The sequence below is a fragment of the Nocardia macrotermitis genome, assembly GCF_009604405.1.
GTDB classification, from domain to species: Bacteria; Actinomycetota; Actinomycetes; order Mycobacteriales; family Mycobacteriaceae; genus Nocardia; species Nocardia macrotermitis.
This window is the reverse complement of the sequence record NZ_WEGK01000006.1, coordinates 45,116-67,634: the sequence shown is the minus strand read 5'-3', so window position 1 is coordinate 67,634 and position 22,519 is coordinate 45,116. Positions and strand designations below refer to the sequence as shown.

Here is a 22,519-nt window from a genome sequence, read left to right as displayed (position 1 = left end):
GAGTACGAACTCAGCCGTTGGCGTACACCCGGTCAGGCTCGATGAGCACGACCGCACGCCGCTCCTGCGCCATCACCCGGTCGTACTCGTCCCAATCCTCGTGCGTACCACCGGCAGCGGTGAACACCGCACGCAACAGCAGACGCAGCCGTTCGGCATCGATCCCCGAAACCGGATCATCGGGCCCGGCGATCCACACCGGCCCCTCGGCCGCGGCCCACTCCCAGCCGACGCGCACCACGGCCGTCATCCGCGGCCGGGCCCGCAGATTCGCCATCTTGCGGGTGCCCCCACGCAACACCATTCCCACCACACCCTCGCCGGTCAGCGGATGTTTCAGCACACCGGCGTTGACGAGCGAGGAGTGGATCGTGCCGTCCGCCCGCGCGGTCGACACGACGCAGAGCCCATGATCACCGGCGATCAGCCGGGCGAAATCCGCGAGATCGGTCACGTCCGCAGTCTACGGAACCCGACCTCTCATCTGCCCGTGGTGGAGACTTGGGACGTGATGGACGATTCCGTGCGGATGCTCGTGGTGGATGCGGCCAATGTGGTCGGTTCGCGCCCCGACGGCTGGTGGCGTGACCGCGCGGGCGCGGCCCACCGGCTACTGACGGGAGTAGCGGCTCTCCGAGCACAACTTCCATGCGAGGTGGTCGTCGTCCTGGAAGGTGCCGCGAAAGCCGTGGACGACAACACATTCCGCAACCTGCGCGTGGTGCGAGCCGCAGGTTCGGGCGACGACACCATCGTCGCGGTCACGGCCGAACGCGACGATCGCACCCAGGTTCTGGTCGTCACCGCCGACCGCGGCCTACGCACCCGAGTCGAAGCCCTCGGCGCACGCACAACCGGCCCCCGCTGGCTCCTGGACCGGATCGATTCGGCCCGAAACCCGTAGCCGAGCACGAATCCCTTGCGGACCGCAGGCGACAACAGCCATCATGACACCATTAGTAAGGTAACCCTAAGTGCCGAGCTGCCACTGTGCCCCGAGGTGGCATGCGCACTGGCCCGCACACCGGAGCTGTTCGCTTTCGTTGTCGCCCCGATCATTTCGGCGCCCCGGCTGGACATCCCGGATCGGGTCGAGCCGGGAGTCGAAGGGGCAGCACGGATCTGGTGGTTCGGTGTGATCCCCGCGTGGCGACATCATCTGCGACTCGTGCGGCTGACCGATCGGGAGATCTACACCAACGAGTGGGGCGGGCCGGTCCGGGTCTGGAATCACCGGCTGACCTTCGAGCCGATCGACGAAAACCGTTGCCGCTACACCGATGAGGTCGAGGTGCAGGACGGCCTGCCCGGATTCGGCGTCCGGGTGTTCGTCCACCTCATGTTCCGGCATCGGCAGCGCCGGTGGCGACAGCTCGCCACTCTGCTGGCCAAGAGCGATATCGATATCCGCCCCGGACGCACGACCATCGACTGATTCGATCCCGTCGGCCGTCCGATTTCCGCGTGCACATGGCCTTGACCAGGCAACTCGGTGTCGAATCACCACCGAATGCCATGTCCGATTACCGCTGGTATCGGCGGTGCGACTCGGGCAGAGTCGGTAGCGAGACGACGAGTGAGAGGAATCGCGATGGCGGTCTACGCGACAATCCACAGCCCGGTCGGCGAACTGCTGCTGACCGGCGAACTCGGCCCGGACGGCCTGATGCTCGACTCGGTGTCCATGAGCGGCGGAAAGCAACCACCGGCCGTGGGCGAACGGACCGCGGCACCCGAGGCGTTCGCCGAGGTGATCGCTCAGCTGAACGCCTACTTCACAGGCGAACGAACCGGCTTCGACCTCGAATACACCAGCCGCGGAACGGATTTCCAACGCCGGGTATGGCACGCACTGGACGAGATCCCCTACGGCACGACCGTGAGCTACGGCCGGATCACCGAACGAATCGGCGCGCCCCGCGCGGCGGTGCGAGCGGTGGGTACGGCCATCGGCGCGAACCCGCTGCTGATCGTGCGGCCGTGTCATCGGGTCGTCGGCGCGAACGGCGCGCTCACCGGCTACGCGGGTGGCCTGGAGCACAAGCGCACCCTCCTGGACCTCGAATCCCACTGCCACACAACATAATCGGCACCCACCGACCTGCTCCCACGCCCGATCCACACAACAGCGCGAACCATTCGCCCGATTCATCCGAACGGTGAACTGTTGCCCAACACTTCGATCCGAGGATGAATCCGCGAGTAGCAGCGACGAAGATGGCTGGACATCGAGATATTCGGGGGATTGATCCGAATGGACAGCTATCTGGTGCAGATCGGCCTACCGGTCATCGCGCTCGTCGTATCACTGGTCGCGTTCCTCTGGGAATTCGTGGTCATCCGGCGTAAACGCCTGGGCTATCGCGTGCAGATGGACACCCCGGTGACCGGCGAGATCGAGTCGGTATTTCCCGGCGTGCTGGAACAATTGCAGCCCGGCGGCAATGCCGCGGACAAGAATCTGCAAGACCTGTCGATCGTGCTGATTCGCGTGGAGAACGACGGCGTCACGAGTATCGACTCCGACGATTACGCGATGCCCGACGACACCGGTCTGCATCTGCATTTCCCGAATCGCCGGGTCGCCGGAATGGCGGTCACCGAGTTGAGCGACACCGTCCTGGGCGACTATCTCGAACCGGGCCGGGGAATCGCGGCGCGCGCGGACGAAACACACGATATCGGCATCATCGATCTACCGAAGGTCCCGATGAACCGGCGGGACCACTACAAGATCCTCGCCATTCTCGCGCGCGGCGCCACCGCGGGCGACTACCCCGAACCCACCCTGCACGGCAAACTCAAGGGCGGCCGCGTCCGCACCACCCAGAGCCGCACCGGACTGACACGAAACATGTTGGCGTTCATCGGATTTCTGGTGATCGTGATCGTCGTGCAGTTCGGCATCGCCCTGTTCGGGAGCAATCCGCCGGTGCAGGGCTGTGTGCCGGGTCAACTCACCCTGGTCGGGTCCTCGGCGTTCGAACCGGTGATCCGCGACGCCGCCACCGAGTACCGGAAGACCTGTCCCGCAGCGAATTTCGCCTACGCCTTCGAGGGCAGTGAGCGCGGCCTGGCCACCGTCGACAAGCAGGGGCACGGCAATCCCGACCTGCTGGCCATCACCGACGGCCCCAAGAGCGTCGGCTATCCCGATCTGCGCCAGCGCCCGCTGGCCATGGCGGTGTTCTCGGTGATCGTGCACAGCGATCCGGTCGTGCGGGATCTGAGCACCCGGCAGATCCAGGATCTGTTCGAGGGCCGGATCACCAACTGGAAAACCCTCGGCGGCCCCGACCTGCCGGTGCGACTTGTCAACCGCGCCTTCGGATCCGGCACCCGCGAGACCTTCCAGCAGCGGCTGCTCGGCGGCCGGTCCGTCACGCTGCCGGAGGACACCTGCCGGGCCTTGCAGGTCACCAATCCGCCGGGCGTGCACGCCTGCGAGGTGCCGCTCACCGGCGATATGCTCGAGGCCGTGGCCGCCATCCCCGGCGCGGTCGGCTACTCCTCCTACCAGGAGGCCGCCGGATATCGGGGCGTCACCGCGGTCACCATCGACGGACACGCACCCACCCGCGACGAGGTGCTGGCGCACGACTACGCCTTCTGGGGCGTCGAATACGCCTACAGCAACGGCGAATTGCCGCCCGACTCACTGGCCGCGGCCTTCCTGCGCTTCCTCACCGACGGCGCGGGCAAGGACGTCATCCGCACGCACGGCGGCACCCCCTGCGGCGAACTCGCCGACCCCGCCGAGTGCAGCCCGGTCCGGCCGAGCTGAGCACCGCGGCGGCCCCGGGATCACAGTGCCCGGGAGATGATCTCCTTCATGATTTCGCTTGTGCCACCGTAGATTCGGTTCACCCGCGACGCGGTGTACATATTGGCGATCGGGTACTCCATCATGTAGCCGTAACCGCCGAAGAGTTGCAGACACTTGTCGACGACCCGGTCGGAGGTCTCGGCGGCGAACAGCTTGGCCATGGACGCGGTCGCCGGATCGTTCTTCCCGGCGATGTACTGCGAGATCGCATGGTCCACAAGGGTTTTGATGGCCAACGCCTCGGTCTTGACCTCGGCCAGCGCGAAGGCGTTGTGCTGGAATTTGCCGATCGGGCGGCCGAACGCCTCGCGCTCGCGGGAATACCGCAGCGCCTCCAGCACCGCGGCCTCGGCCAGCGCGGAACAGATGGTCGCGATGATCAGCCGCTCGCGGGCGAGCTGTTCCATCAGCTGATAGAAGCCCAGACCCTCTTGTGCGCCAAGCAGATTCGTGACCGGCACCCGCATGTCGGAGAAGAACAGCTCGCGGGTGTCCTGCGCGTGCTGCCCCATCTTCTCCAGCACCCGGCCGCGTTCGAAACCGGGCAGATCCTTGGTCTCGGCCACGATCAGCGAGACGCCCGCGGCCCCCTGGGACGGATCGGTCTTGGCCACGATGACGACCAGATCGCAGTGGGTTCCGTTGGAGATGAACGTCTTCGAGCCGTTGACGACGTAGTGGTCGCCATCGCGAATCGCGGTGGTGCGCACGGCTTGCAGGTCCGACCCCGTGCCCGGCTCGGTCATCGCGACGGCCAGCACCAGTTCACCGGAGATGATGCCCGGCAGCCACCTCTCCCGCTGCTCGGCGCTGCCGTACTGGTGGATGTAGTGCGACACGATCGGCGAGTGCACCGAGAAGCCGAACCCGTTGTCGTGCGCGTAGACCAGTTCCTCCTGCACGACCGCCTGCATACCGAAATCGCCTGCGGCGCCGCCGAATTCCTCCGGCAGATCCAGTCCGAGCAGCCCCGCCGCTCCGGCCTTGTTCCAGAACTCGCGATCGACGTGGTGCTGTTCGCTCCAGCGCTGACGATTCGGCACGCTCTCCTTGCGGAAGAACTCCGCCGCGTGCTTGCGCAGTTCGCGATGCTGATCGGTCTCCCAGGAGGGACGGTAGTCGGGGAAGAGTTCGGACATCGGTGATCCTCTGCTTTCCGGCGCGCGGGGTGAGGCACCCCGGTCGTTCTCGGCACGTGACAGTACAGTTGTATCGTCTGCCGGTCAACAGCACAGTCGTTCCCCACCGGAGCGAGCCGTCGCCGACGTAAGATCGCCGACAGACCCTGACGAGCTGAGGACCGATGCTGAACCCACGCGCGACCAACGAGGATCTGACCGCCAAGGCACGGATCCGCAATGCCGCGATGGATCTGTTCGCGCAGTACGGCGAGTCCCGGGTGTCGCTGCGGGCGGTCGCGGCCGAGGCGGGCGTGACGCTCGGGCTGGTCCAGCACCACTTCAAGACCAAGGCGGGCCTGCGCGAGGCGGTGGATCAGCTGGTCAGCGAGTACTTTTATCAGGCCGTGCACTCGGTGCCCAATACCGGCACCCCGGCCGAGGTCGCGGGCGCGCGGGACGAGGCCGTGCGCGAGATGCTGCGGGAGAACCCGGCGGTGGTGAACTACATCCGCCGCGCGGTCCTCGAACCCGAACCGGCGCGGTTGAAGTTCCTGGAACGCCAGGTGGAACTGGTGCGCAGCGAGGTCGTCGCCCTGCGCGAGGCGGGCCTGGCCTCGACCTCCCGCCGCGAATCGACCCAGGTGGTGGCGGTGCTGGTACGTCAGTTCGGGGAACTGCTGCTGGCCCCGATGATCGATTCGGTATGGCAGATGGTGACCGACGAGCCCGATACCGCCAAACCGCGGCTCACCGTCACCGTCGAGGAATAGCCAATCAATAGCTAGACCATAGCCGGACACTGTGTCCGGTTTCACACTTCCTGTGATCGAATCCTGTTCGGGGGCACCCGAATTCCATCGGCGATACAAATGTCCAGGAATTTGTCCAACTGCGCCGTACCGCGAGCGCAACGCTGCTACCTTGGCCTACGACCGGGCGATGCCTTCTCCACCAGTCGTCCCCGCCACGAGGAGCCGCACTGTGAAGCAACGAATCCGGTGTGCGGCGGCAGTGCTGATCGGCGTGCTGACAGTGGTGTGTACCGGTTGCTCGGCGATGCCCGGACGTCCCGAACCCCGGCACATCACCGCCGATTTCACCAGCATCTCGGGCATGTTCGAGGGCAACCCGGTCACCGTCCTGGGCCTGCGGGTCGGCACCGTGGACGCGATCGTCCCGCACAACCGGTACGCCGAGGTGCACATGACCATCGACCCCGACATCACGATCCCCGAAAACGTCACGGCCGCACTGATTTCGCAATCCATCGTGACCGACCGGCACATCGAACTCTCCCCCGCCTACACCGGCGGCCCGGCGCTGTCCGACGGCGCGCACCTGACCACCGAATCCACCCGCAGCCCAGTCGAATTGGACACGCTGCTGAAAACCATCGACGACTTCACCACCGCCCTGGACCCGCCGCCGGGCAGTACGCGCGGCCCGCTGTCGGGCACCCTGCTCTACGACATGGTCGGCGGCCAGGGCGCGAAGATCCGCGACACCCTGACCGCGCTGACCGGCGCTTTGCGGGTCGGCGTGGACAACCGGGACGCGATCTCGCAGATCATCGTGCAGCTCAACGACCTGACCTCGATGCTGGCCGACAACGATAGATCGGTGCGCGATTTCGGCGCGAACGTCACCCGGATGTCCACGATGCTCGCCGAACAGGCCCCCGGCCTGCAAGCGACGCTCGATCGACTCGAGGCGTTCCTGTCCGACAGCAGCGGCACCTTCGGCGGCTATCAGGATCGGCTCGCGTCCAGTCTCACCGGGCTGACGAACGTCACTAATCAGTTGCGCGCCAACGCATCCGGCGTCATCGAGTTCGTCGACGTCGCCCCGCTGATCTCCGAGAACCTCGATCGCCTGGTCGATCGGCAGGGCCGGTTCGGGCGCGCGCACGCGCTGATCGGCACCGTCAGCGGCGAGATCGTCAGTACCTTCTGCGAGCGGATCCAGTTGCGGGCCGATGGCTGCCGGACCGGACGGGTTCAGGATCTGGGCCCGGACTTCGGACTCACCGCGGCCCTGCTGGGCCTGACCGGGTGAACCGATACCGGGCCTGCCAGCACCGGCAAGGAGGGCCGGACTCGGGGCATCGGCACCGGTTACAGTGCTCGCGTGGGTGAGACCTCGCAACGCGCACGCAACCCCTGGGGGCAGGGCGAGCGGTTGCGGCTGGAGATTCTCGAGGCCGCCGCGCGGTTGCTGTCCGAGCTGGGCAGCGCCGAGGGGCTCACCATCCGCGGCGTGGCCCGCGTGGCCGGGATCTCCCCCGCGAGCATCTATCAACATTTCAGCGATAAATCCGCGCTGGTCGACGGCCTGATCGACTACGACGCCACGCAACTGGCCGAGGTGATGGCACAGGCGCAGGCGCAACTCCCCGCCGACGCGGTGCTGGATCGGGTGCGCGCGCAGATGAAGGCGTACTGCCGGTTCGCGCTGGACAGTCCGGGCCACTACCGGCTGATGATCGACAACCGCTCCGCCAATACCGGGCGTCCCGGGCCGCTGACGCAGTTCGTGCAGCAGGTGATCACCGCGTTCGAACGCTGTCAGGAGGCCGGGGTGCGACTGCGGCTGCCACCGGAGCGGGCCGCGGTGGTGGTGTTCGTCGGCACGCACGGGCGGGTCGCGCTGTGGCACGCCAGCCAGGGTGCGCGGCCGACCGAGGTGGTCACCGATTTCGTCGACGAACTCATCTCGCTCGTCATCGATTGAGTCCCTTCACATCTCGCTAATCGTTGCTTAACAGAACCATCCGGATCTATCCTGGCCGAGTTAGTGAACGATTGTTTAGTAACTCTGTCAGGGGGTCCCCATGACCGAAACCCTTCCCACCTTCCCCATGGCGCGCGCCACGGGCTGCCCGTTCGACCCGCCGCCGCAGCTGCGTGAGCTCGATCCGATCAGCCGGGTGAGCATCTGGAGTGGCGAAACACCTTGGCTCGTCACGGGTTACGACGAGCAACGCGCGGTGCTGGCCGATCAGCGGTTCAGCGCCGACTCCTCGCGGGCGGGCTATCCGCACCAGTCCGCGGCGATCAACGCGCGACGTCGCACCTTCCGCACCTTCATCGCGTTGGACGATCCCGAACACGATCGACAGCGAAAGATGTTGACGCGCAACTTCATGGTCAAACGCGTCGACGCGATGCGGCCGCGGGTGCAGCAGATCGTGGACGGCCTGATCGACGACATGCTCGCCGGACCGCAACCCGCGGATCTGGTGACCGCGTTCGCATTACCGGTGCCCTCGCTGGTGATCTGCGAACTGCTCGGCGTGCCGTACGAGGATCACGACTTCTTCCAGGCGTGCAGCCGCAAGCTGATCTCCCGCGAATCGCCGCCCGAGGAGGCCATCGCCGCGAACGAGGCGTTGCGCGAGTATCTGCTGAAACTCATTGCGGCCAAACAACAGACGCCGGCCGACGACCTGATCGGCAGGCTCGTCAGCGGACAGGTCGCCGAGGGCGAGCTGACCGTCGAGGAAGCCGCGGACATGTCCGTGCTGATGCTGATCGCCGGGCACGAGACCACCGCCAACATGATCGCCCTGGGCACCCTGGCCCTGCTCGAACACCCCGATCAGCTCGCCGAACTCCGCGACACCGACGATCCGGCGCTGATCGCGAACGCGGTCGAGGAACTGCTGCGCTACCTGAACATCGTGCACGGCGGCCGCCGCCGCGTCGCCCTCACCGACGTCGAGGTCGGCGGCCAGCTGATCCGCGCGGGCGAGGGCGTCATCCTGGCCAATGACGCCGGCAACCGCGATGATTCGGCCTTCCCCGACCCCGACGTCCTCGACATCCACCGCAAGGCCCGCCACCACGTGGCCTTCGGCTACGGCGTCCACCAATGCCTCGGCCAACCCCTGGCCCGCATGGAACTACAGGTCGTCTACAGCACCCTGTACAAGCGGATTCCCACACTGCGCCTTGCGATCCCGCTCGATGAGGTCCAGTTCAAACACGAAATGGTCGTCTACGGCGTCCACACCCTCCCCGTCACCTGGTAAGGACCATCCCATGAAAGTCGTTGTAGACCAAGACAAATGCGTCGGCTCCGGCCAATGCGTAATGCTCTCGGAAGCCGTCTTCGACCAACGCGACGAAGACGGCGTCGTAGTCCTACTCCAGGAAAACCCCACCGCCGACCAGCACGAAGCCGTCCGAGAATCAGCCCGAGTCTGCCCGGCCCTGGCCATCGAAGTCGAGGAGTAACGCCCCGATCCCGCCTGCTGCGGGCCGTCGACTACTCGGTCGACGGCCCGCACACGGGTCGCGGACCAACTCGACGGGATGAGCCCGGTCATCGAGGCGGACTCGCAACCGTCAGGCGGACACACCGTCGCCTCGGGTGAATCGAGGTTCAATACGAGCGCGCGCCAGACGAACGGCGTTGTATCGGGTCCAGGAGTGCGCGCAGAGCCAGGGCGAGCCTTCCGCTTGCTCGGTGGTGAAAGGTGGTGTGTGCGTGTGTGATTCGGTCGGTTGTCCAGGGTGAAGATTCTGATTTCACATCGCTGTGGCGGTGTTCGGGGGGTGATTTTCGGGATAGAATTCGAACATGGATTCGAACAGCGAGGGGATCGAGGAGCTCACCGCCGAGGCGTTGCTGGCCGCGGTCGGTGACCTGCTCGACCGGCCATTGACCCCGCTGTCCGATAGTGCGGTGGTGGAGTTTCTGCGTGGGATCGAACGCGCGGCACGCATACTCACCGCGGTCCAGCATCAGGTGTTGATCGATATCGATTCCCGATCCATCCCCGCGAACACGGGTGCGAAGACGATCAAACGGTTCCTGACCGAAACCCTGCGCCTGTCCCACGCCGAGGCCGGTGCACGAGTCCGCGCCGCCACTCGTGTGGGCACGTTCCGCAACCTTGCCGGGGACGAACGCGAACCCGAATTACCGTGCACGGCAGCAGCGTTACGACGCGGGGACATCTCGGCCGAGCACGCTCGCGGGATCGGGGCGGTGATGACCCGGGTCCCCCGCACCACCGACACCGATGACCGGGTCGCGGCCGAACAGATCCTGGCCGAGTTCGCGGTCACCGGCTCCCCCGACGACATCGGCACAATCGGCGACCGTATCCTGGCGCACCTGGACCCCGACGGGAAACTCACCGATTCCACCGATCGCGCCCGCATGCGCGGAATCCGCATCGGCCGCCAACGCCCCGACGGAATGTCCCCCATCAGCGGCGACATCGACCCGGTCCTGCGGGCACTGCTGGACCCGGTCCTGGCCAAATACGCGCGCCCCGGTATCGCGAACCCCGACGACCCGACCAGCCCCGGCACCGACCTGGACCACACCGATCCAGCACTGATCACCACCGCCGCGCAACGCGATACCCGCACCGCCACGCAACGCACCCACGACGCGTTCACCTTCCTGCTGGGCTCACTGATCGACCCCGACACCCTCGGCGCGCATCGCGGGATACCGGTCACCACCGTGCTCACCCTGCGCGTGGAAGACGTGGAACAAGGTGCGGGGGTGGCGACCACCGCCACCGGAGGCACCGTCCCGATCAGTGACGCACTACGCCTGGCCGAGCGTTCACGCCCGTACCTGGCGGTGTTCGACCACGCCGGGCTACCCCTGCATCTGGGGCGGACACGGCGGCTGGCGTCCCCCGCGCAACGACTCGCGTTGATCGCCGCACACGGTGGCTGCTCCCGCCCCGGCTGCGACGCACCCGCATCCCTGTGCGCGGTCCACCACGTGCGTGATCACAGCAAAGGCGGACCCACCGACATCGAGAACCTGGTTCTGGCGTGCGACCACTGCCACGCCCTGATCAACGACACCGACACCGGCTGGAAAACCATTGTCCTGGACGAGGATTCACAATTCCCGGGCCGGACCGCATGGATCGCGCCCGCTCATATCGACCCGACCGGCACCCCACGCGTCAACCACCGCCACCACGCGGGCGAACTCCTCGCCCAGATCGTCGCGCGAATCCACACCCGGCGGGAACGAGAACGCGCGGCGCATCAGCGTTGGCTACGAGAACGAAAACCCGGCGACCTCGCCGCCTGACCCCGGGGCATCACCACTTGCCCCGAGGCGTCGCCGCCTGCCCCGGGACGGAGCGCCACCCACTCCGTCCGTACCGAGATCGCAGAGGAGTTCGTTCGTGATCGCTGACCTATCCGGGGCCCAGTGGTTCAAATCCAGCAAGAGCCCCAGCAAGGACGCCTGCGTAGAGGTCGCCTGGTTGAGCGAAGGTCACGTCGGCATCCGCGACTCGAAGAACCCCACCGGCCCCGCTCTGATCTTCACCCCCAGCGAGTGGGACACCTTCGCCGCCGACGTACGAAACGGCGACCTCAACCAGCCGAGCGCGTAACAGCAGCCCTCAGCCGGAAGTCACGCAAGTCGAGCGGTCTCACCTGAAAACAGGGTGGGACCGCTTCGTCGTCGTCCTCCCCGAAATCCGTTGTGCGGGAACATCCAGCGCACGGAAGCGGGCAGCTGGGAGTAGCTGGACCGCAAGGGTTTATGCCCGCACGCGGTCGGTCGACGGCAGATGTACCAGGATCAGGCCGATCGCCGCGACCAGGAAGTTCTGCAACGCGGCCGAGGAGGCGTTGACCTCCTTGTTGGCCCACATCCGGAACCACTCGCCGGCGACGGTGAGGAATCCGCCGAGGAACAGCATGATCGCCATCGTCCAACCGAGGCTGGACAGTTTCGCGGCCAGATCGATCGAGGGGCCTCGCCGGGCGCGGCTCGACAGCGCCCGCACCCACATCGCCGCACCGGCCAGCAGCGCGCCGGCGGTGAGGTACTCCCACGCGACGATCAGGATGTAAACGACCAGTGCCACAGTGCTATTGGTGATGGCGTGCCAGTCCGTGGCATGGGTGTGGATGGTGGACCGCATCGACAGCACGTCGGCGACACCGCGCCGGTTCGTCGTGGTGTCGACGCAGTTGGTGACGGCCACGATCAGGTAGTAGAGCCCGGTGATGGCGGCGAGCACCGCTACCGCGGCGTGACGTGTGCCGATCACGTCGAGAATGCGCCTGGCGATGTTCACGTCGGTTCCTCTCGGTCGGTTGTCGCGAGCGGACCCCTCGCCCGTCGACACGGCCGATTCCACTCGCCTACAAGGCTTTCCGGACGTTGCCGGTCGTTCGGTGCGTGGGCCGCGCGGCGTGCCCGGCACGGGAATTGTGCCGCACGTGATCGAACGGCAGCGGTCCGTACCCACCTCCCGCGGGAAGTCGGGTGGGGCGGCCCGGATCTCACGACGCGGGTATACCGTGATCGCAGTTGATCCACGCTGTGGATATCTATCGGAAGGTGGATCCGAGTTGGACCCCGAGACGAGCCCGACCACGCCAGCGCGTTTCGTGATGCCATCCGAGGATGTGCTGCGCGCCCGGGAGAAGCTGGTGCTCGACCATTTCAACGACGAGGTCGCGCAGGACTGGGACGCCACCCTCTCGACGTTCCCGCACCCGCACTACGAGCTGATCGCGCAGATGCTGGTCCACGACGGCGACAACGAGGTGCGCGACTACTACCGCGACACCCGCGTCGCCTTCCCCGATCAGAACCACGAGATCATCGCCTTCCGGCACAGCCACGACGCGGTGATCGTCGAGTTCTGGCTACTGGGCACCCATCTGGGCCCGCTGGGCCCGATCCCGCCGACCGGCGCCGCGCATCGCACCCGGATGACCGCGTATTTCGTCTTCGACGAGCACGAGAACCTGGTCACCGAACGCATCTACTTCGACCAGTTGAGCATCCTGAAACAGCTTCTCGGCGGCCTGGACCGCAAGAACCCGAAGGACCTGCTGACCCTGATGCGTGCTCTCGGCGGCGCGTTGCGGATGTCCGCGACCACACCCGACCCGCGTCTGACCCACACGACCCCACCGCTTCTCACCGACTGATATCGCCCGACCCACGACCGCACTGACGCCCGAAACGCGGCAATCTCCCATCGGGGCTGGCAAGCTGGCGTCATGACAGTGGGGAGTTGTCCGTTCGGCGCGAGCACACACGATGTCGACGTGCTGCACGAGCGAATGCGCACCGAGGGGTGCGGAGTGCACCGGGCCGTTCTGCCCGACGGATCGCAGGCGTGGGTCGTCACCGGCTACGACGCCGTGACGCGGTTGCTCACCGACACGGCCGTCTCGGCGGCAAAAGCCGACAGCACCACCGGATTTCGCGGCAACAGGCTTCCGCCCGCACTGGACGCCAACCTGCTCAACCTGGACGGTCCGGCCCATCGCCGCCTGCGGACGCTCGCCGCCGAGGCATTCGGCCCACGCCACCACCGATTCCACGAGCAGATCGTCGCGGACACGGTGCGTGAACTGGTCGCCGACCTGCCCTCCGACGGCCCGATCGATCTGATGAACGGACTGTGCGAACCGCTCCCGGCGCGGGTGACCGGCACTCTGCTGGGACTGCCGCCCGAGCAACTGGGAGCCTTCCGCGACGCGTCCGCGCCACTGCTGCGCTCCGACGCGTCACACGAGCAGGACGCGTTGCGCCGATCGATGATGACCCTGTGGGGTTTGATCTCGGCCGCTCTCGCCGACAAACGGCGCACGCCCGGCCAGGATCTGCTCTCGGTGTGGATCGCGGCGCGTGACGGACAAGACCGGCTCACCGAGGACGAACTGGTCAGCCTGGCATTCCTGACGATCATCGGCGGATTCGAGAACACGATCAGTTCGACCGCCTTCGTGCTGGATGAACTCGTGCGTTCGCATCAGGGCCACGCTCGCGAAATGCTCGATAGGCCAAGCGAATTCGCCGCTCTGACCCGTCGACTGATCCGGGAAGCGGCACCGATGAACTACGCGCTGCGTCGCTTCCCACTCACCGACATCGAGATCAACGGCGTCGTCATTCCCCGCGGCCACACCGTATTCGCCTCACTGCGTTCAGCCCACCTGGACCCGGCCGCTCACGGCCGCCCCGACCTGGTGTTCGGTCGCGGCCGCCACTACTGCCTCGGCGCGAAACTCGCCGAGTTGCAGGCCGATCACGCCGCCCGCGCGGTGCTGGAGAAGTACCCCCACCTGCGAGTCGCCGGACCACGGGAGGAATATCGGCTCCGGGAGTCCTGGATGACCTATAGCCTGGCGGAGCTCACCGTGAGTACCGGCGTCGGTGACGCCGACCGCGGTGCAGTGCGATGGCTGGACTCCAGGCCCTGAGCGCGCGGCTTGTGATCACGGCGTAGCGCGCAGGTCGTCGAGCAACTGGGGAAGAATTGCTTCCTCGTGGAGGTCCCGGCCGTGGCGTTCATATATTTCCGCCAGTGGACTCTCGCTCGTTCCGAGGTCGAAATACGTTGTGTAGGTGTGGGTGTCGAATCGCCATGGGGACACGTGCGGGGCCACGGAGCGAAGCGCGGAGACGATGATGAGACCCGTCCGGTCGATATCGGCTCGTACTCGGATGTCGATGTGGTGATCGGCGGCGGCGGCCACGAGGTCCAGTGCGGCCAGAGCGGGAACGCCGTCGGTGCAGATGAGTGGGGGACAGGTGGGGCCGAGTTCGTCGGCGGCGCTTTCGACGATCGTCGGGTTCTCGCAGACGTACAGACGGTCCGGTACCGGGTCGAAACTCCACGGGCCGAGCAGGTCTCGCAGTGTCAGCCAGGCCGGTGCGCCCGGCCGGTGGCCCGCGGTGATATCGAGGGGGAGGTTGAGGGTGAGGACCCGGGAAGAGACTGTGTCGCAGCGGATTCCGGCCGATTTCCAGGCGGCCCGCCATTCGCGTCCGGGTCTGCGCGGACCGGCGATGCCGGTCGTGGCGGCGATGAGGCGCGCGGTGGTTCGTCCGAGATCGGTGGAGTGGTCGAGGGCGTGGGCGTTGTCGGTGGCGGCTGCGGCGAGTTGCGCCAAGCGCATCGGCGGGCCCGACCACGGAAGTCGCGGCCACACCGCGGCCACCTCGGTAGCGAGATCGGCGGCTTTGCCGGTGCCGAGCCGGGGTGCCCCGGAGCCCGCGAGCCATGACCGCACCACCGGCTCCGAAACCCCTGCGGCACACAATGTTCGGACCGTGAACTCCTGTTCCGCCGCTTCCTCCCGCTCTTGTTCGGCAACCTCGTCCCGGCGTACCGGGAGCGGCCGGCCATCCAGCGCTTCGATGAATTGCCTTACGGTGAGCCCATGTTCGGCGAGACTGGCGTTCAGTACCCGGACATTGACCTGACGCCCGGAGACCTCCCAATCCGTGCCGAGCATCCGTGCCACCTGACGACGCTGCTCACCGGTGAGCGTGACGCGCACCGATCCGGTATCGAGTTGTCCGCCGCGATACGCGCGCCGACGCAGGGCCTCGAATACCATTGCGGGGCCGGGAAGTTGGGCCCAAGACCGGAGGCCGTCGGGAAGTTCACGATCCGTCATCGCCGAGCCCGAACAAGCCCGCGGCGGGCATCGGCTCCCGGGCCTGCGCCGCACCGAGACGATCCACATCCACCTCGGTCCACGTCCCGCCGCACCACAGATACGGCAGCACATCGACACCGGGGAGATGCCGTTCGCGGGCCAGATCGTAGACCGCGACCGCGGGAACCGTGTCGTACGTACACCATTCGTCGTGAGCGGTGAGCATGATGTCGAGTTCGAAGTCGACGGTCAGGCCCATGAACGAGGCCTTGACCTGGGCGTCGACACCGGTCATCGCCTCGTCGAGCCAGACACACCGGGGAGCGTGCGGGGCGGCGGCGTCATAGGCGACCACCGCTGCGGCGAACAGGGGCTGGGACAGCAGCACCACCTTTTCACCGCCGGATTTCGCACCGTGTTTCGCCGCGTCGAAACGACTCCAGCGACTCGTGGCGCCGGGCCGGTACTGCAGGCTGATCTTCAGCCAGCGCCGATAGTCGAGCGCCTGCGTGAGTTGTTGTTTCCAGTCCGAGGCGCCTTCGGCGTCGGCTTCCGCGCGGGCCTGATCGATCTTGCGGGTGAGAAAGTCACGGACCATCTGCTGACGGTCGGGCGAGAGCTGGTCATAGCCTCTGCTCAGAGCTCCGACAACGGATTCGGCGTCCGGGTCGGCGGGATCGGCTTCCCAGTCCACCTTGACCGCGTGGCCCTGACGGGTCGGATGCGCCGCGAGATGGGTGTTGATATTGGTGAAGGTCCTGGTTGTGTAATCCAGTCTGTCCTTGAGATGTTCGATGAAAGTGGAGCCGAGCAGGGTTGCCAGGACGCGCTGCTGTTCGGCGTCGTAGCCGGCGCGTTGCTCCCGGACGCGTTCGGCGAGAGTGTCGGTGGCCGCCGGTGGCAGCTGATAGCCGTGCGGGGCGCCGGTGTGGATTTCGACCCGGGGCAGGGTGCCCTCGTCGTCGAGCACCCGCGCATCCTGCTGGGGAAGCAGGTTCTGACGGAGTGCCTCCATCTTCTGTGAGCAACTGCGCCAGGCCCGTTCGACGTCGGCGTCACCGGCCTGCACGTCGGCCTGACGGCGAATGGCGGTCGCGAGTTCACGTGCGTTCTGCACGTTCTGCCGCTCGGGGGATTCGAGATCCACCGCCTGCAGGAGGCCGCTGTCGACGGCCTCCCAGAGCGCGGTCATGGCCGTGTCCCGGCGTTGTTCGGCCTCGGCGCGGCGTTCTTCGTGACTCTGCAGCACCTCGGTGGCGGTGGCCTGTGCGACCTTGGCATCGCTGACCCGGATGGTCAGTGAGTTCACTTCCTTGCCCAGTTCGCGCACCCGATTGTCCAGTGTCGCTTTCCGATCGAGTTGCTGGCGGTGGTCCGAACGCAGCGCCTGTTCGGCTGTTTCGAGCCGCACCTGAACCTGCCGGTAGGCGGTGCTCACCCCGTCCAGTTCCTGCTCCGCGTCGCGCAGGCGTTCGGCGGCTTCGGTGTGGCGGGTCACGGCCGCGTCGACGGCGTTCTGCTGAAGGTCCTGGGTGACCAGCGCGGTGGAGTAGCTGTTCAGGTGATTCCGGAAGTTGGTGAGCGCCTCTCCTTGCGCATCCAAGCCGGTCATCGGAAAGCGTTGTGTGGCAGCATATTCCGCGAATTTGGCCCGAGCTTCGTCGTAGCGGGCCCGATCGTCGGCGTGGGTCGTCTCGGCGGTCCGGTGCTCACCCTCGCGGGCGATTCGCGCGCGCTGTCGATCGCCCCACCGCACCACGGAATCGGCAAGTTCTCGTTCACCCCGCGCCGGCAGTGCGTCTTGCTCCGCGCGCAGTTGCTCCAACGCGCCGGAGGCCGCGCCGATCTGCTCGTCGAGTTCCGACAGCCGCGCGAGGAGTTCCTGGAGTTCGGTTTCCAGCACGGCGATTCGCCGGGCCTTCTCGGCCTCGCGCGCCGCCGCCCCGAGATAGGCTGCGGGGCCGGCGGGTTCGGCGCGGCCCGCCACACCACCCAGCCGCCAGCTTCCGTCGGCGGCGAACCTGTCGCCGTCCGGTTCCGCATCCGCCACACTGCCTTCGGACCACCCGAACGCGGACAGCACCCGTTCGATCACCGCGGGTTCGACGCCACCGGCCGCGGCCGGTTCCAGCACGGTCAGCAGGGTCGCACCGCGCGGAACACCGGCCCCGCCGCCCGTCCCGGCCATCACATCCGCTGTATCGAAATCTATTGTGCCGTGGGGTGATACCCATGCATCCAAGAGCCCGGAAGCGGCCAGCGCCGCCTCGAGCACCGCCACTTTCCCGGCGTCGAGACCCGGCACCGGATCGACCAGCCGCCACAGCGGTGCCCCGGCCTGCTCGGAGGGCTCCGGTCGATCACGCCGACGCCACGTCGCCGGAGCGGGCGGCGCCGCCTCTGTCATGGCCCGGGTGCGGGCGAGGTCCCGCACCACCTCGGTGCGACGGGTCTCGACCGGCGCGCGTTCGAGCCGCAGTGCCGACAGCCGTTCGGTCCAGATGTTCCGGATACCGGCAATATGCCCGCGCATGGCGTCGACAACCGACTCCTGCGGTTCCCGCATGCCGGTGTCGTCGACGACGGTCATCTCCGCGACCAGGTCGTACCAGTGCCCGGCGACCTCGTCCGTGGCGACAGCCACCTCGGCGACACCGTTCCACACCCGGATCTGCTCTGTCAGGTTGTCGGCGTTCCGCTGCACGGCCTCCTGTGCTTCGTTCTCCTCCGACTGGGCCTTCACCAGTGCGTTCTCCGCGATCTCGACGGCATGCGCGGACCGCTGGACGCGTGCGTCCGCGTCGGACTGCGCACGGTCGAGCCTGCGCAGATGCTGGAATTTCTCCGTGCGCGCCGCGTGCGCGGCGGTGATCGCATCGACATCATCGTTCGGCAGGTACTGGGCGACAGGTTCGGCGAGACCGGCCTGATCGGCGCTGCGGGTCAAGACGCCCGCCGCCTCGCGGACCGCTTCGCCCGCCCGTTCACACTTCGAACGCTCGGTCGTAACCAGTTGCGCGGCAGTGGATTCCGCTGTGCGGTCCCGCTCCACACGGTCCCCGACAGCACGGCGTCGATCCCGCAGGTTCGTGAGATCTCGCCGCATTCCTTCGACGCGCTGGTTCGCCGTGACAGCGTCACGATAGGCATCCGATTCGAGCAGCTCACGTAATGCGGTGTCGCTGTCGGTGCGTTCGCGGTCACGCTCGCGCAGTTGGGCTTCGGCATCCCCGAGCGTCACCCGCGCCTGTTCGAGCTTCTGTTCGGCGTCCTTCTTCGCCGCCGTTGTGTTGTCCAATCCTGTTGTCGCGGAGGTCATTTCATCTGCGCGTCGGCGCATCACCACGCGCGCCCAGGGGCGCCATCCGGTACGGACGAACTGCGCGATGGCGCGGGCGGCATCCTCGGTGCGCTGGACCGCGGTCCGCAGTTGCTCCAGGTGTTCCCACCCGTCGGCCAACTGGTCCACCTCGTGTGCGGCCAGCGGCGGGAGCGCATCGCGCAGGGTCGCCGCCAGGCTCGCGGGGTTGAGCCGTTCGCCCAATTTCGGCTTCCGCAGTTGTTTGAGCAACTCGGTGAGGTTGTCATAGGACTCGGCCGTAATGCCGAAAAGCTCGCTCGCCAACCGTGATCGATACGCGGCGGCGTTGACCGGCAGTTCGATGCCGTCGATCTTCTCGAGGTCTTTGCGGGCCAGGGCGCGGCCCTCGCTGATCAGCCGGAAATCGCGGCCGAGCCGGGATCTGGTGACGAACCGCCAGGTGGTGACCTGAGTCGAACCCGTACCTGCGCGGGCCGAAGCGCCGAGGCCGCAGGTGAAGAACTCCATGGATCCGGCCTCGGTGCGGCGGCCGAATTCCACCCAGGCGTAACCGAGTCCGGCGTCGGCGGGTGCTCGCGGATCGTCACCGTCGCCGGTGGGCAGCAGATTGAATCGCATGGTGCGGTGCTGGGAACCGAACGGGTCGAGTACCGACGGCGCGATCTCACCGCGTAGCAGTAGCAGGGTGGTCAGCTCCAGCACCTTGGTCTTGCCCGCACCGTTGCCGCCGCGCAGCACCAATCTTCCATCGGCGAACCAGAATTCGGCGTCGTCGTATTCCCACAGATTCGCGATGCCGACCCGCAGCGGCTGCCAGCGCAGGCGTCCCGGTGTCGGCAGACCGCCCGACAGTGCGGACTGTAACCAGGCCGAACCCAACTGTTCGATTTCCGGAGACTCGGCGACCACCGCGCCGTTCGGCGAATGATCGGCGGGCGCTTGCGTCATTCGGCTTCCTCCAAACGAGCAGTTACCGACAGGATTCGGGGATCGCGGTAGCGGGCGGCGGCGGGTGTGAGCTGCCACAACCTGGGGCGTAGTCCCGGCCGCAACAAGTCCAGTGCGCGAAGCAGTTCCACGGTTCGATCGCGGCGTGCGGACGCGGCCGAGATCTCGGCCGTAATGGATTTCGGGTGCGCACTCGCGACTTCGGTGACCGCGGCGACCAGATCGTCCTCGGTCACCACCGAGTTCTCGTCACGCCGCCGATACAACTCGCCCAGGACCATCAGGGCGACGAAATCGACCGCCCGCAAACGCGGGAACGGAAGGTCGGTCTGCGATTCCTCGGCGGCGATGAGCGCCAGGCCCTCGACCCGCTGTTCCACTGTCCACCCGGTCATTTCGTGACACCAGGCGACCACGCGGGTCCGTTGCCGGATCAGATACGCACGTTCGGCCTCGGTGAGGTCGCTGTACAGGCAGACCGGCAATTCGATGAGACGACGCATCACGGTGAACCGTTCGGCACTGTCGTTGACCACCGCACCCCGCTCACCGAGTGCGGCGGCCAAGGACGCGGGATCGACCATGCGCAACAACATTTCCCGCTGAACTCCGAAGGTGCCGCCGACCTTGTCGGTCTTACGCGCCCAGCCCTCGCGTTGCTCGTCTCCCGACTTGTCGGCCGGAATCAGCGCCGCGGTCGACACGAGCAGAGATACGGCCTGGGCGAACAACTTTCGCTCGGCGAAGCGGTCGGGATCGTATTCCGCGACACCGGTGTCCTCCCGGCCGGACAGCACCCGCACTCGGTCCGAAAGATCCTGGGTGCTGGTGATGTCCTCCGCGTCTTCGGCGGCGGCCGCGGCCAGTAAGGCCAGCACCAGTGCCCGCCGCGAGGTCAGTGTCAGCCTCCGTGGCGCAATCACCTTGTCGCCCAATGGAAGACGGAACAGTCGTGCCGAGGTGTCGGTGACCACCAGCCGATAACCCAGCCGGTTACTGAACCAGCCCATCAGATCCGCGCGGTGACGCGGATCCCGGATCAGCCCGAACAGCTCGGCATCGCGATGCCGATCCACCACCGGATTCGCCAGTAGTCCGACGAATGCCCGGCGTCTGTTCACCTCATCCCTGGTTGCGGTCACGCCGCTCCAGAGTAGTCGACTCCGAACCGGTGGGTTCCAGCTCGAACAGCCAGTTCCGCGTGACCAAGCGCCCCACCGGCGACGGCAATTCCGCGACGGTGCCGTCGGGAGGGCCGGTGAGGGTGACCCGCCAGCGTCCGTCCTCGGTCACCTCGGAACGCTTCGACTCGCCCGATCGCACCCGGGCGACGGCCAGAAACTCTTGCAGCAGTTGGAGTTCGGCAGCCGACAACGGCTCCCAGTCCGCCATGGCGGTGCCCGATCGGGTACGCAGGGTGGCTTCCGCGGCGCGGCGCTGTGCCAGCGCGGCCACCCGGGCCCGGCGGGCAGCCGCGCGTCCGGCCGAGTTGTCGATCGCGCGGGTGCGCTTGCCGACCGCCGCCCGATGCCCGAACTCCCGGAATCTGGCCGTGATCGGGGCCGCCTCGGCGTCTTCCCAGCCGACCGTGTGCTCATCGGGCCCGTCCGCCGGTATCAGCAGATGCCGGGCCGGGAAAACCCCCACGGCGGTGTCCCACATCTGCCAGGCGGTCTCGTCGTCCGGCGCGCGTTCGATCGCGCGGGCCAGCGCCAGCAGCTCGCTGCCACGAGTCAGTGCGCCTCCGGTATCCATCAGGATGTGCATGTTCCGCGCCCAGGGCGCGACCAGGTCACGTAGCTGCCGCCGCAAACGTCGCGCCTGTCCGTCGGCTCCGGCGAACCAGGTGCGCAGCGCCTCCCAGGTCCGGGCCCAGCGCTGTGCCTGATTGTCGACGACCGCTGCCGCCGCATCCCCCGGAAGTGCGCCGAGAACACAAGCGCGCCATACCGATTCGGTCAGCTGCGGCTCCAGTTCGGCGATCATCTCGGCCACGGCGGGTGTGTAGATGTCGACCTGTTCTCCCCACATGCCGATATAGGACTGCAAGGTCCGCCACAGCGCGTCCTGCTTATCGGCGTCCGGGCCGCCGGACAGCGCGTGCGCCAGACTCCGCTGCCAGGTCCGGGCGGCCACGGCCATACCGTGATGGACCGTGATGATCTGCTGATACTCCGCGGCCGCGGCCGGAAACCGGCGCTCCCGCACCGCGGCGGCGAACTGCGCGAGACGATCGTGGATGGCTCGCGGCGCCAAGGTGAGGTCGGCGGCGGCGTCCTCGTCCGAGGTGAGCTCGGAGGTCCAGAACGTATGCAGGCGAGCCGCTTTCGGCGTGAGCTGGAAACGGTCCCGGCGGCGCAGGAAGTCTTCTCCGGTACGCGCGGGTTCCTGCCATCGGGTCAGTACTTCCCATTTCACCAGGCTGTCGAGGCGAGCGTCGAGCGCGAAAACCTCCTCGCGCAACAGCCGATCCGCCACGACCGCCTCGGTGCGCTCGGCCAGCAGCGCGCGCAACCGGGTCTCGATATCGCTGTAGGACAAACCCGTGAGGCTGGTGTCCTGCGCTTCCAGCATCACATCGACGATCGCCCGATACTGGGCCGCGTACCGCGAGGCGAGATAGGTCGGAACAAGTTCCTGCCCGGGGAGATGCGCCGCCCAGGGGTCCACCCCCGATGATTCAGCCCACTCGTCCCCGATGGTCATGGACCAACTTTAGCCCGGGGGTTTTCCCGGCTGATGGTGTGACTGGAGGGCGCTCCCAAACCCCCGCGTGGTCGGCGCTGGCGTGCCGCGACCTTGCCGTCACGACCTGGCCACAGAATCGGACAGCGGTGAAACAGACGAACACTCCGGCTCGAGTTCGGCGTACCATCGTGTATCACATTGTGAGAGTGGG

Annotated in this window: 20 protein-coding genes; 13 read left to right on the top strand and 7 right to left on the bottom strand. The window is 66.9% G+C overall.

Annotated features, from left to right (window positions below; translation table 11 throughout):
* Window positions 1-10: 10 nt before the first annotated feature.
* Entirely contained in the window at window positions 11-454 is a 444-nt protein-coding gene (locus tag NRB20_RS15845) for a pyridoxamine 5'-phosphate oxidase family protein (RefSeq protein ID WP_319944975.1), read from the bottom strand.
* 54 nt (window positions 455-508) lie between these two features.
* Here NRB20_RS15845 and NRB20_RS15840 point away from each other — a divergent pair, with 54 nt between their 5' ends.
* The 4 genes from NRB20_RS15840 to NRB20_RS15825 all read left to right on the top strand — a co-directional run bounded on the left by NRB20_RS15840 (window position 509) and on the right by NRB20_RS15825 (window position 3,784).
* Window positions 509-904 carry a PIN domain-containing protein gene (locus NRB20_RS15840; RefSeq protein ID WP_406603841.1) on the top strand — a complete coding sequence of 132 codons (396 nt, stop codon included), beginning with the start codon at window positions 509-511 and terminating at the stop codon, window positions 902-904.
* A gap of 51 nt (window positions 905-955) precedes the next feature.
* Window positions 956-1,435: a hypothetical protein gene (locus NRB20_RS15835; RefSeq protein WP_319945036.1), complete on the top strand. Its 480-nt coding sequence runs from the start codon at window positions 956-958 to the stop codon at window positions 1,433-1,435.
* A 156-nt stretch (window positions 1,436-1,591) separates the two neighbouring features.
* A complete protein-coding gene (locus NRB20_RS15830) occupies window positions 1,592-2,086 on the top strand; it encodes a methylated-DNA--[protein]-cysteine S-methyltransferase (protein ID WP_153410908.1) in 495 nt (164 codons plus the stop codon).
* A 168-nt stretch (window positions 2,087-2,254) separates the two neighbouring features.
* Window positions 2,255-3,784: a substrate-binding domain-containing protein gene (locus NRB20_RS15825; RefSeq protein WP_153410907.1), complete on the top strand. Its 1,530-nt coding sequence runs from the start codon at window positions 2,255-2,257 to the stop codon at window positions 3,782-3,784.
* A gap of 20 nt (window positions 3,785-3,804) precedes the next feature.
* Here NRB20_RS15825 and NRB20_RS15820 read toward each other — a convergent pair whose 3' ends face one another.
* A complete protein-coding gene (locus NRB20_RS15820; RefSeq protein WP_153410906.1) occupies window positions 3,805-4,965 on the bottom strand; it encodes an acyl-CoA dehydrogenase family protein in 1,161 nt (386 codons plus the stop codon).
* Between the two features lie 164 nt (window positions 4,966-5,129).
* Between NRB20_RS15820 and NRB20_RS15815 the strand changes: the two genes are divergently transcribed.
* From NRB20_RS15815 to NRB20_RS15785, 7 genes are all read left to right on the top strand, one after another.
* Window positions 5,130-5,717 (top strand): TetR/AcrR family transcriptional regulator, encoded by a 588-nt coding sequence (locus NRB20_RS15815; protein ID WP_153410905.1) that lies wholly within the window; start codon window positions 5,130-5,132, stop codon window positions 5,715-5,717.
* 211 nt (window positions 5,718-5,928) lie between these two features.
* The gene (locus tag NRB20_RS15810; protein ID WP_319944974.1) at window positions 5,929-7,002 is read left to right on the top strand and encodes an MlaD family protein; all 1,074 of its coding nucleotides are present in this window, start codon (window positions 5,929-5,931) and stop codon (window positions 7,000-7,002) included.
* Between the two features lie 72 nt (window positions 7,003-7,074).
* A complete protein-coding gene (locus NRB20_RS15805) occupies window positions 7,075-7,677 on the top strand; it encodes a TetR/AcrR family transcriptional regulator (protein WP_319944973.1) in 603 nt (200 codons plus the stop codon).
* Window positions 7,678-7,777: 100 nt separating this feature from the next.
* Window positions 7,778-8,977 carry a cytochrome P450 gene (locus NRB20_RS15800; protein WP_194289875.1) on the top strand — a complete coding sequence of 400 codons (1,200 nt, stop codon included), beginning with the start codon at window positions 7,778-7,780 and terminating at the stop codon, window positions 8,975-8,977.
* Between the two features lie 10 nt (window positions 8,978-8,987).
* Window positions 8,988-9,182 carry a ferredoxin gene (locus tag NRB20_RS15795; RefSeq protein WP_153410903.1) on the top strand — a complete coding sequence of 65 codons (195 nt, stop codon included), beginning with the start codon at window positions 8,988-8,990 and terminating at the stop codon, window positions 9,180-9,182.
* A gap of 346 nt (window positions 9,183-9,528) precedes the next feature.
* Window positions 9,529-11,016 carry an HNH endonuclease signature motif containing protein gene (locus NRB20_RS15790; RefSeq protein ID WP_153410902.1) on the top strand — a complete coding sequence of 496 codons (1,488 nt, stop codon included), beginning with the start codon at window positions 9,529-9,531 and terminating at the stop codon, window positions 11,014-11,016.
* A 97-nt stretch (window positions 11,017-11,113) separates the two neighbouring features.
* On the top strand, window positions 11,114-11,326 hold the full coding sequence (locus tag NRB20_RS15785; RefSeq protein ID WP_319944972.1) for a DUF397 domain-containing protein: 213 nt from the start codon (window positions 11,114-11,116) through the stop codon (window positions 11,324-11,326).
* A gap of 150 nt (window positions 11,327-11,476) precedes the next feature.
* Here the strand turns inward: NRB20_RS15785 and NRB20_RS39295 are convergent, their stop codons facing one another.
* Window positions 11,477-12,019 (bottom strand): DUF2165 domain-containing protein, encoded by a 543-nt coding sequence (locus tag NRB20_RS39295; RefSeq protein WP_194289874.1) that lies wholly within the window; start codon window positions 12,017-12,019, stop codon window positions 11,477-11,479.
* Between the two features lie 319 nt (window positions 12,020-12,338).
* Here NRB20_RS39295 and NRB20_RS15775 point away from each other — a divergent pair, with 319 nt between their 5' ends.
* Together NRB20_RS15775 and NRB20_RS15770 are read left to right on the top strand one after the other, a co-directional pair.
* Window positions 12,339-12,884: an ester cyclase gene (locus tag NRB20_RS15775; RefSeq protein WP_153410900.1), complete on the top strand. Its 546-nt coding sequence runs from the start codon at window positions 12,339-12,341 to the stop codon at window positions 12,882-12,884.
* A gap of 72 nt (window positions 12,885-12,956) precedes the next feature.
* A complete protein-coding gene (locus tag NRB20_RS15770) occupies window positions 12,957-14,165 on the top strand; it encodes a cytochrome P450 family protein (RefSeq protein ID WP_153410899.1) in 1,209 nt (402 codons plus the stop codon).
* Window positions 14,166-14,180: 15 nt separating this feature from the next.
* Here the strand turns inward: NRB20_RS15770 and NRB20_RS15765 are convergent, their stop codons facing one another.
* The 4 genes from NRB20_RS15765 to NRB20_RS15750 are packed head-to-tail and all read right to left on the bottom strand — an operon-like array spanning window position 14,181 to window position 22,326.
* Entirely contained in the window at window positions 14,181-15,308 is a 1,128-nt protein-coding gene (locus NRB20_RS15765) for a TIGR02679 domain-containing protein (protein WP_194289873.1), read from the bottom strand.
* A gap of 46 nt (window positions 15,309-15,354) precedes the next feature.
* A complete protein-coding gene (locus tag NRB20_RS15760; RefSeq protein ID WP_153410897.1) occupies window positions 15,355-19,620 on the bottom strand; it encodes a TIGR02680 family protein in 4,266 nt (1,421 codons plus the stop codon).
* Entirely contained in the window at window positions 19,617-20,762 is a 1,146-nt protein-coding gene (locus tag NRB20_RS15755) for a DUF2398 family protein (RefSeq protein ID WP_319944971.1), read from the bottom strand. The genes NRB20_RS15760 and NRB20_RS15755 overlap by 4 nt, the downstream gene beginning before the upstream one ends.
* The gene (locus NRB20_RS15750; protein ID WP_153410896.1) at window positions 20,743-22,326 is read right to left on the bottom strand and encodes a DUF2397 domain-containing protein; all 1,584 of its coding nucleotides are present in this window, start codon (window positions 22,324-22,326) and stop codon (window positions 20,743-20,745) included. The genes NRB20_RS15755 and NRB20_RS15750 overlap by 20 nt, the downstream gene beginning before the upstream one ends.
* Window positions 22,327-22,519: the final 193 nt, after the last annotated feature.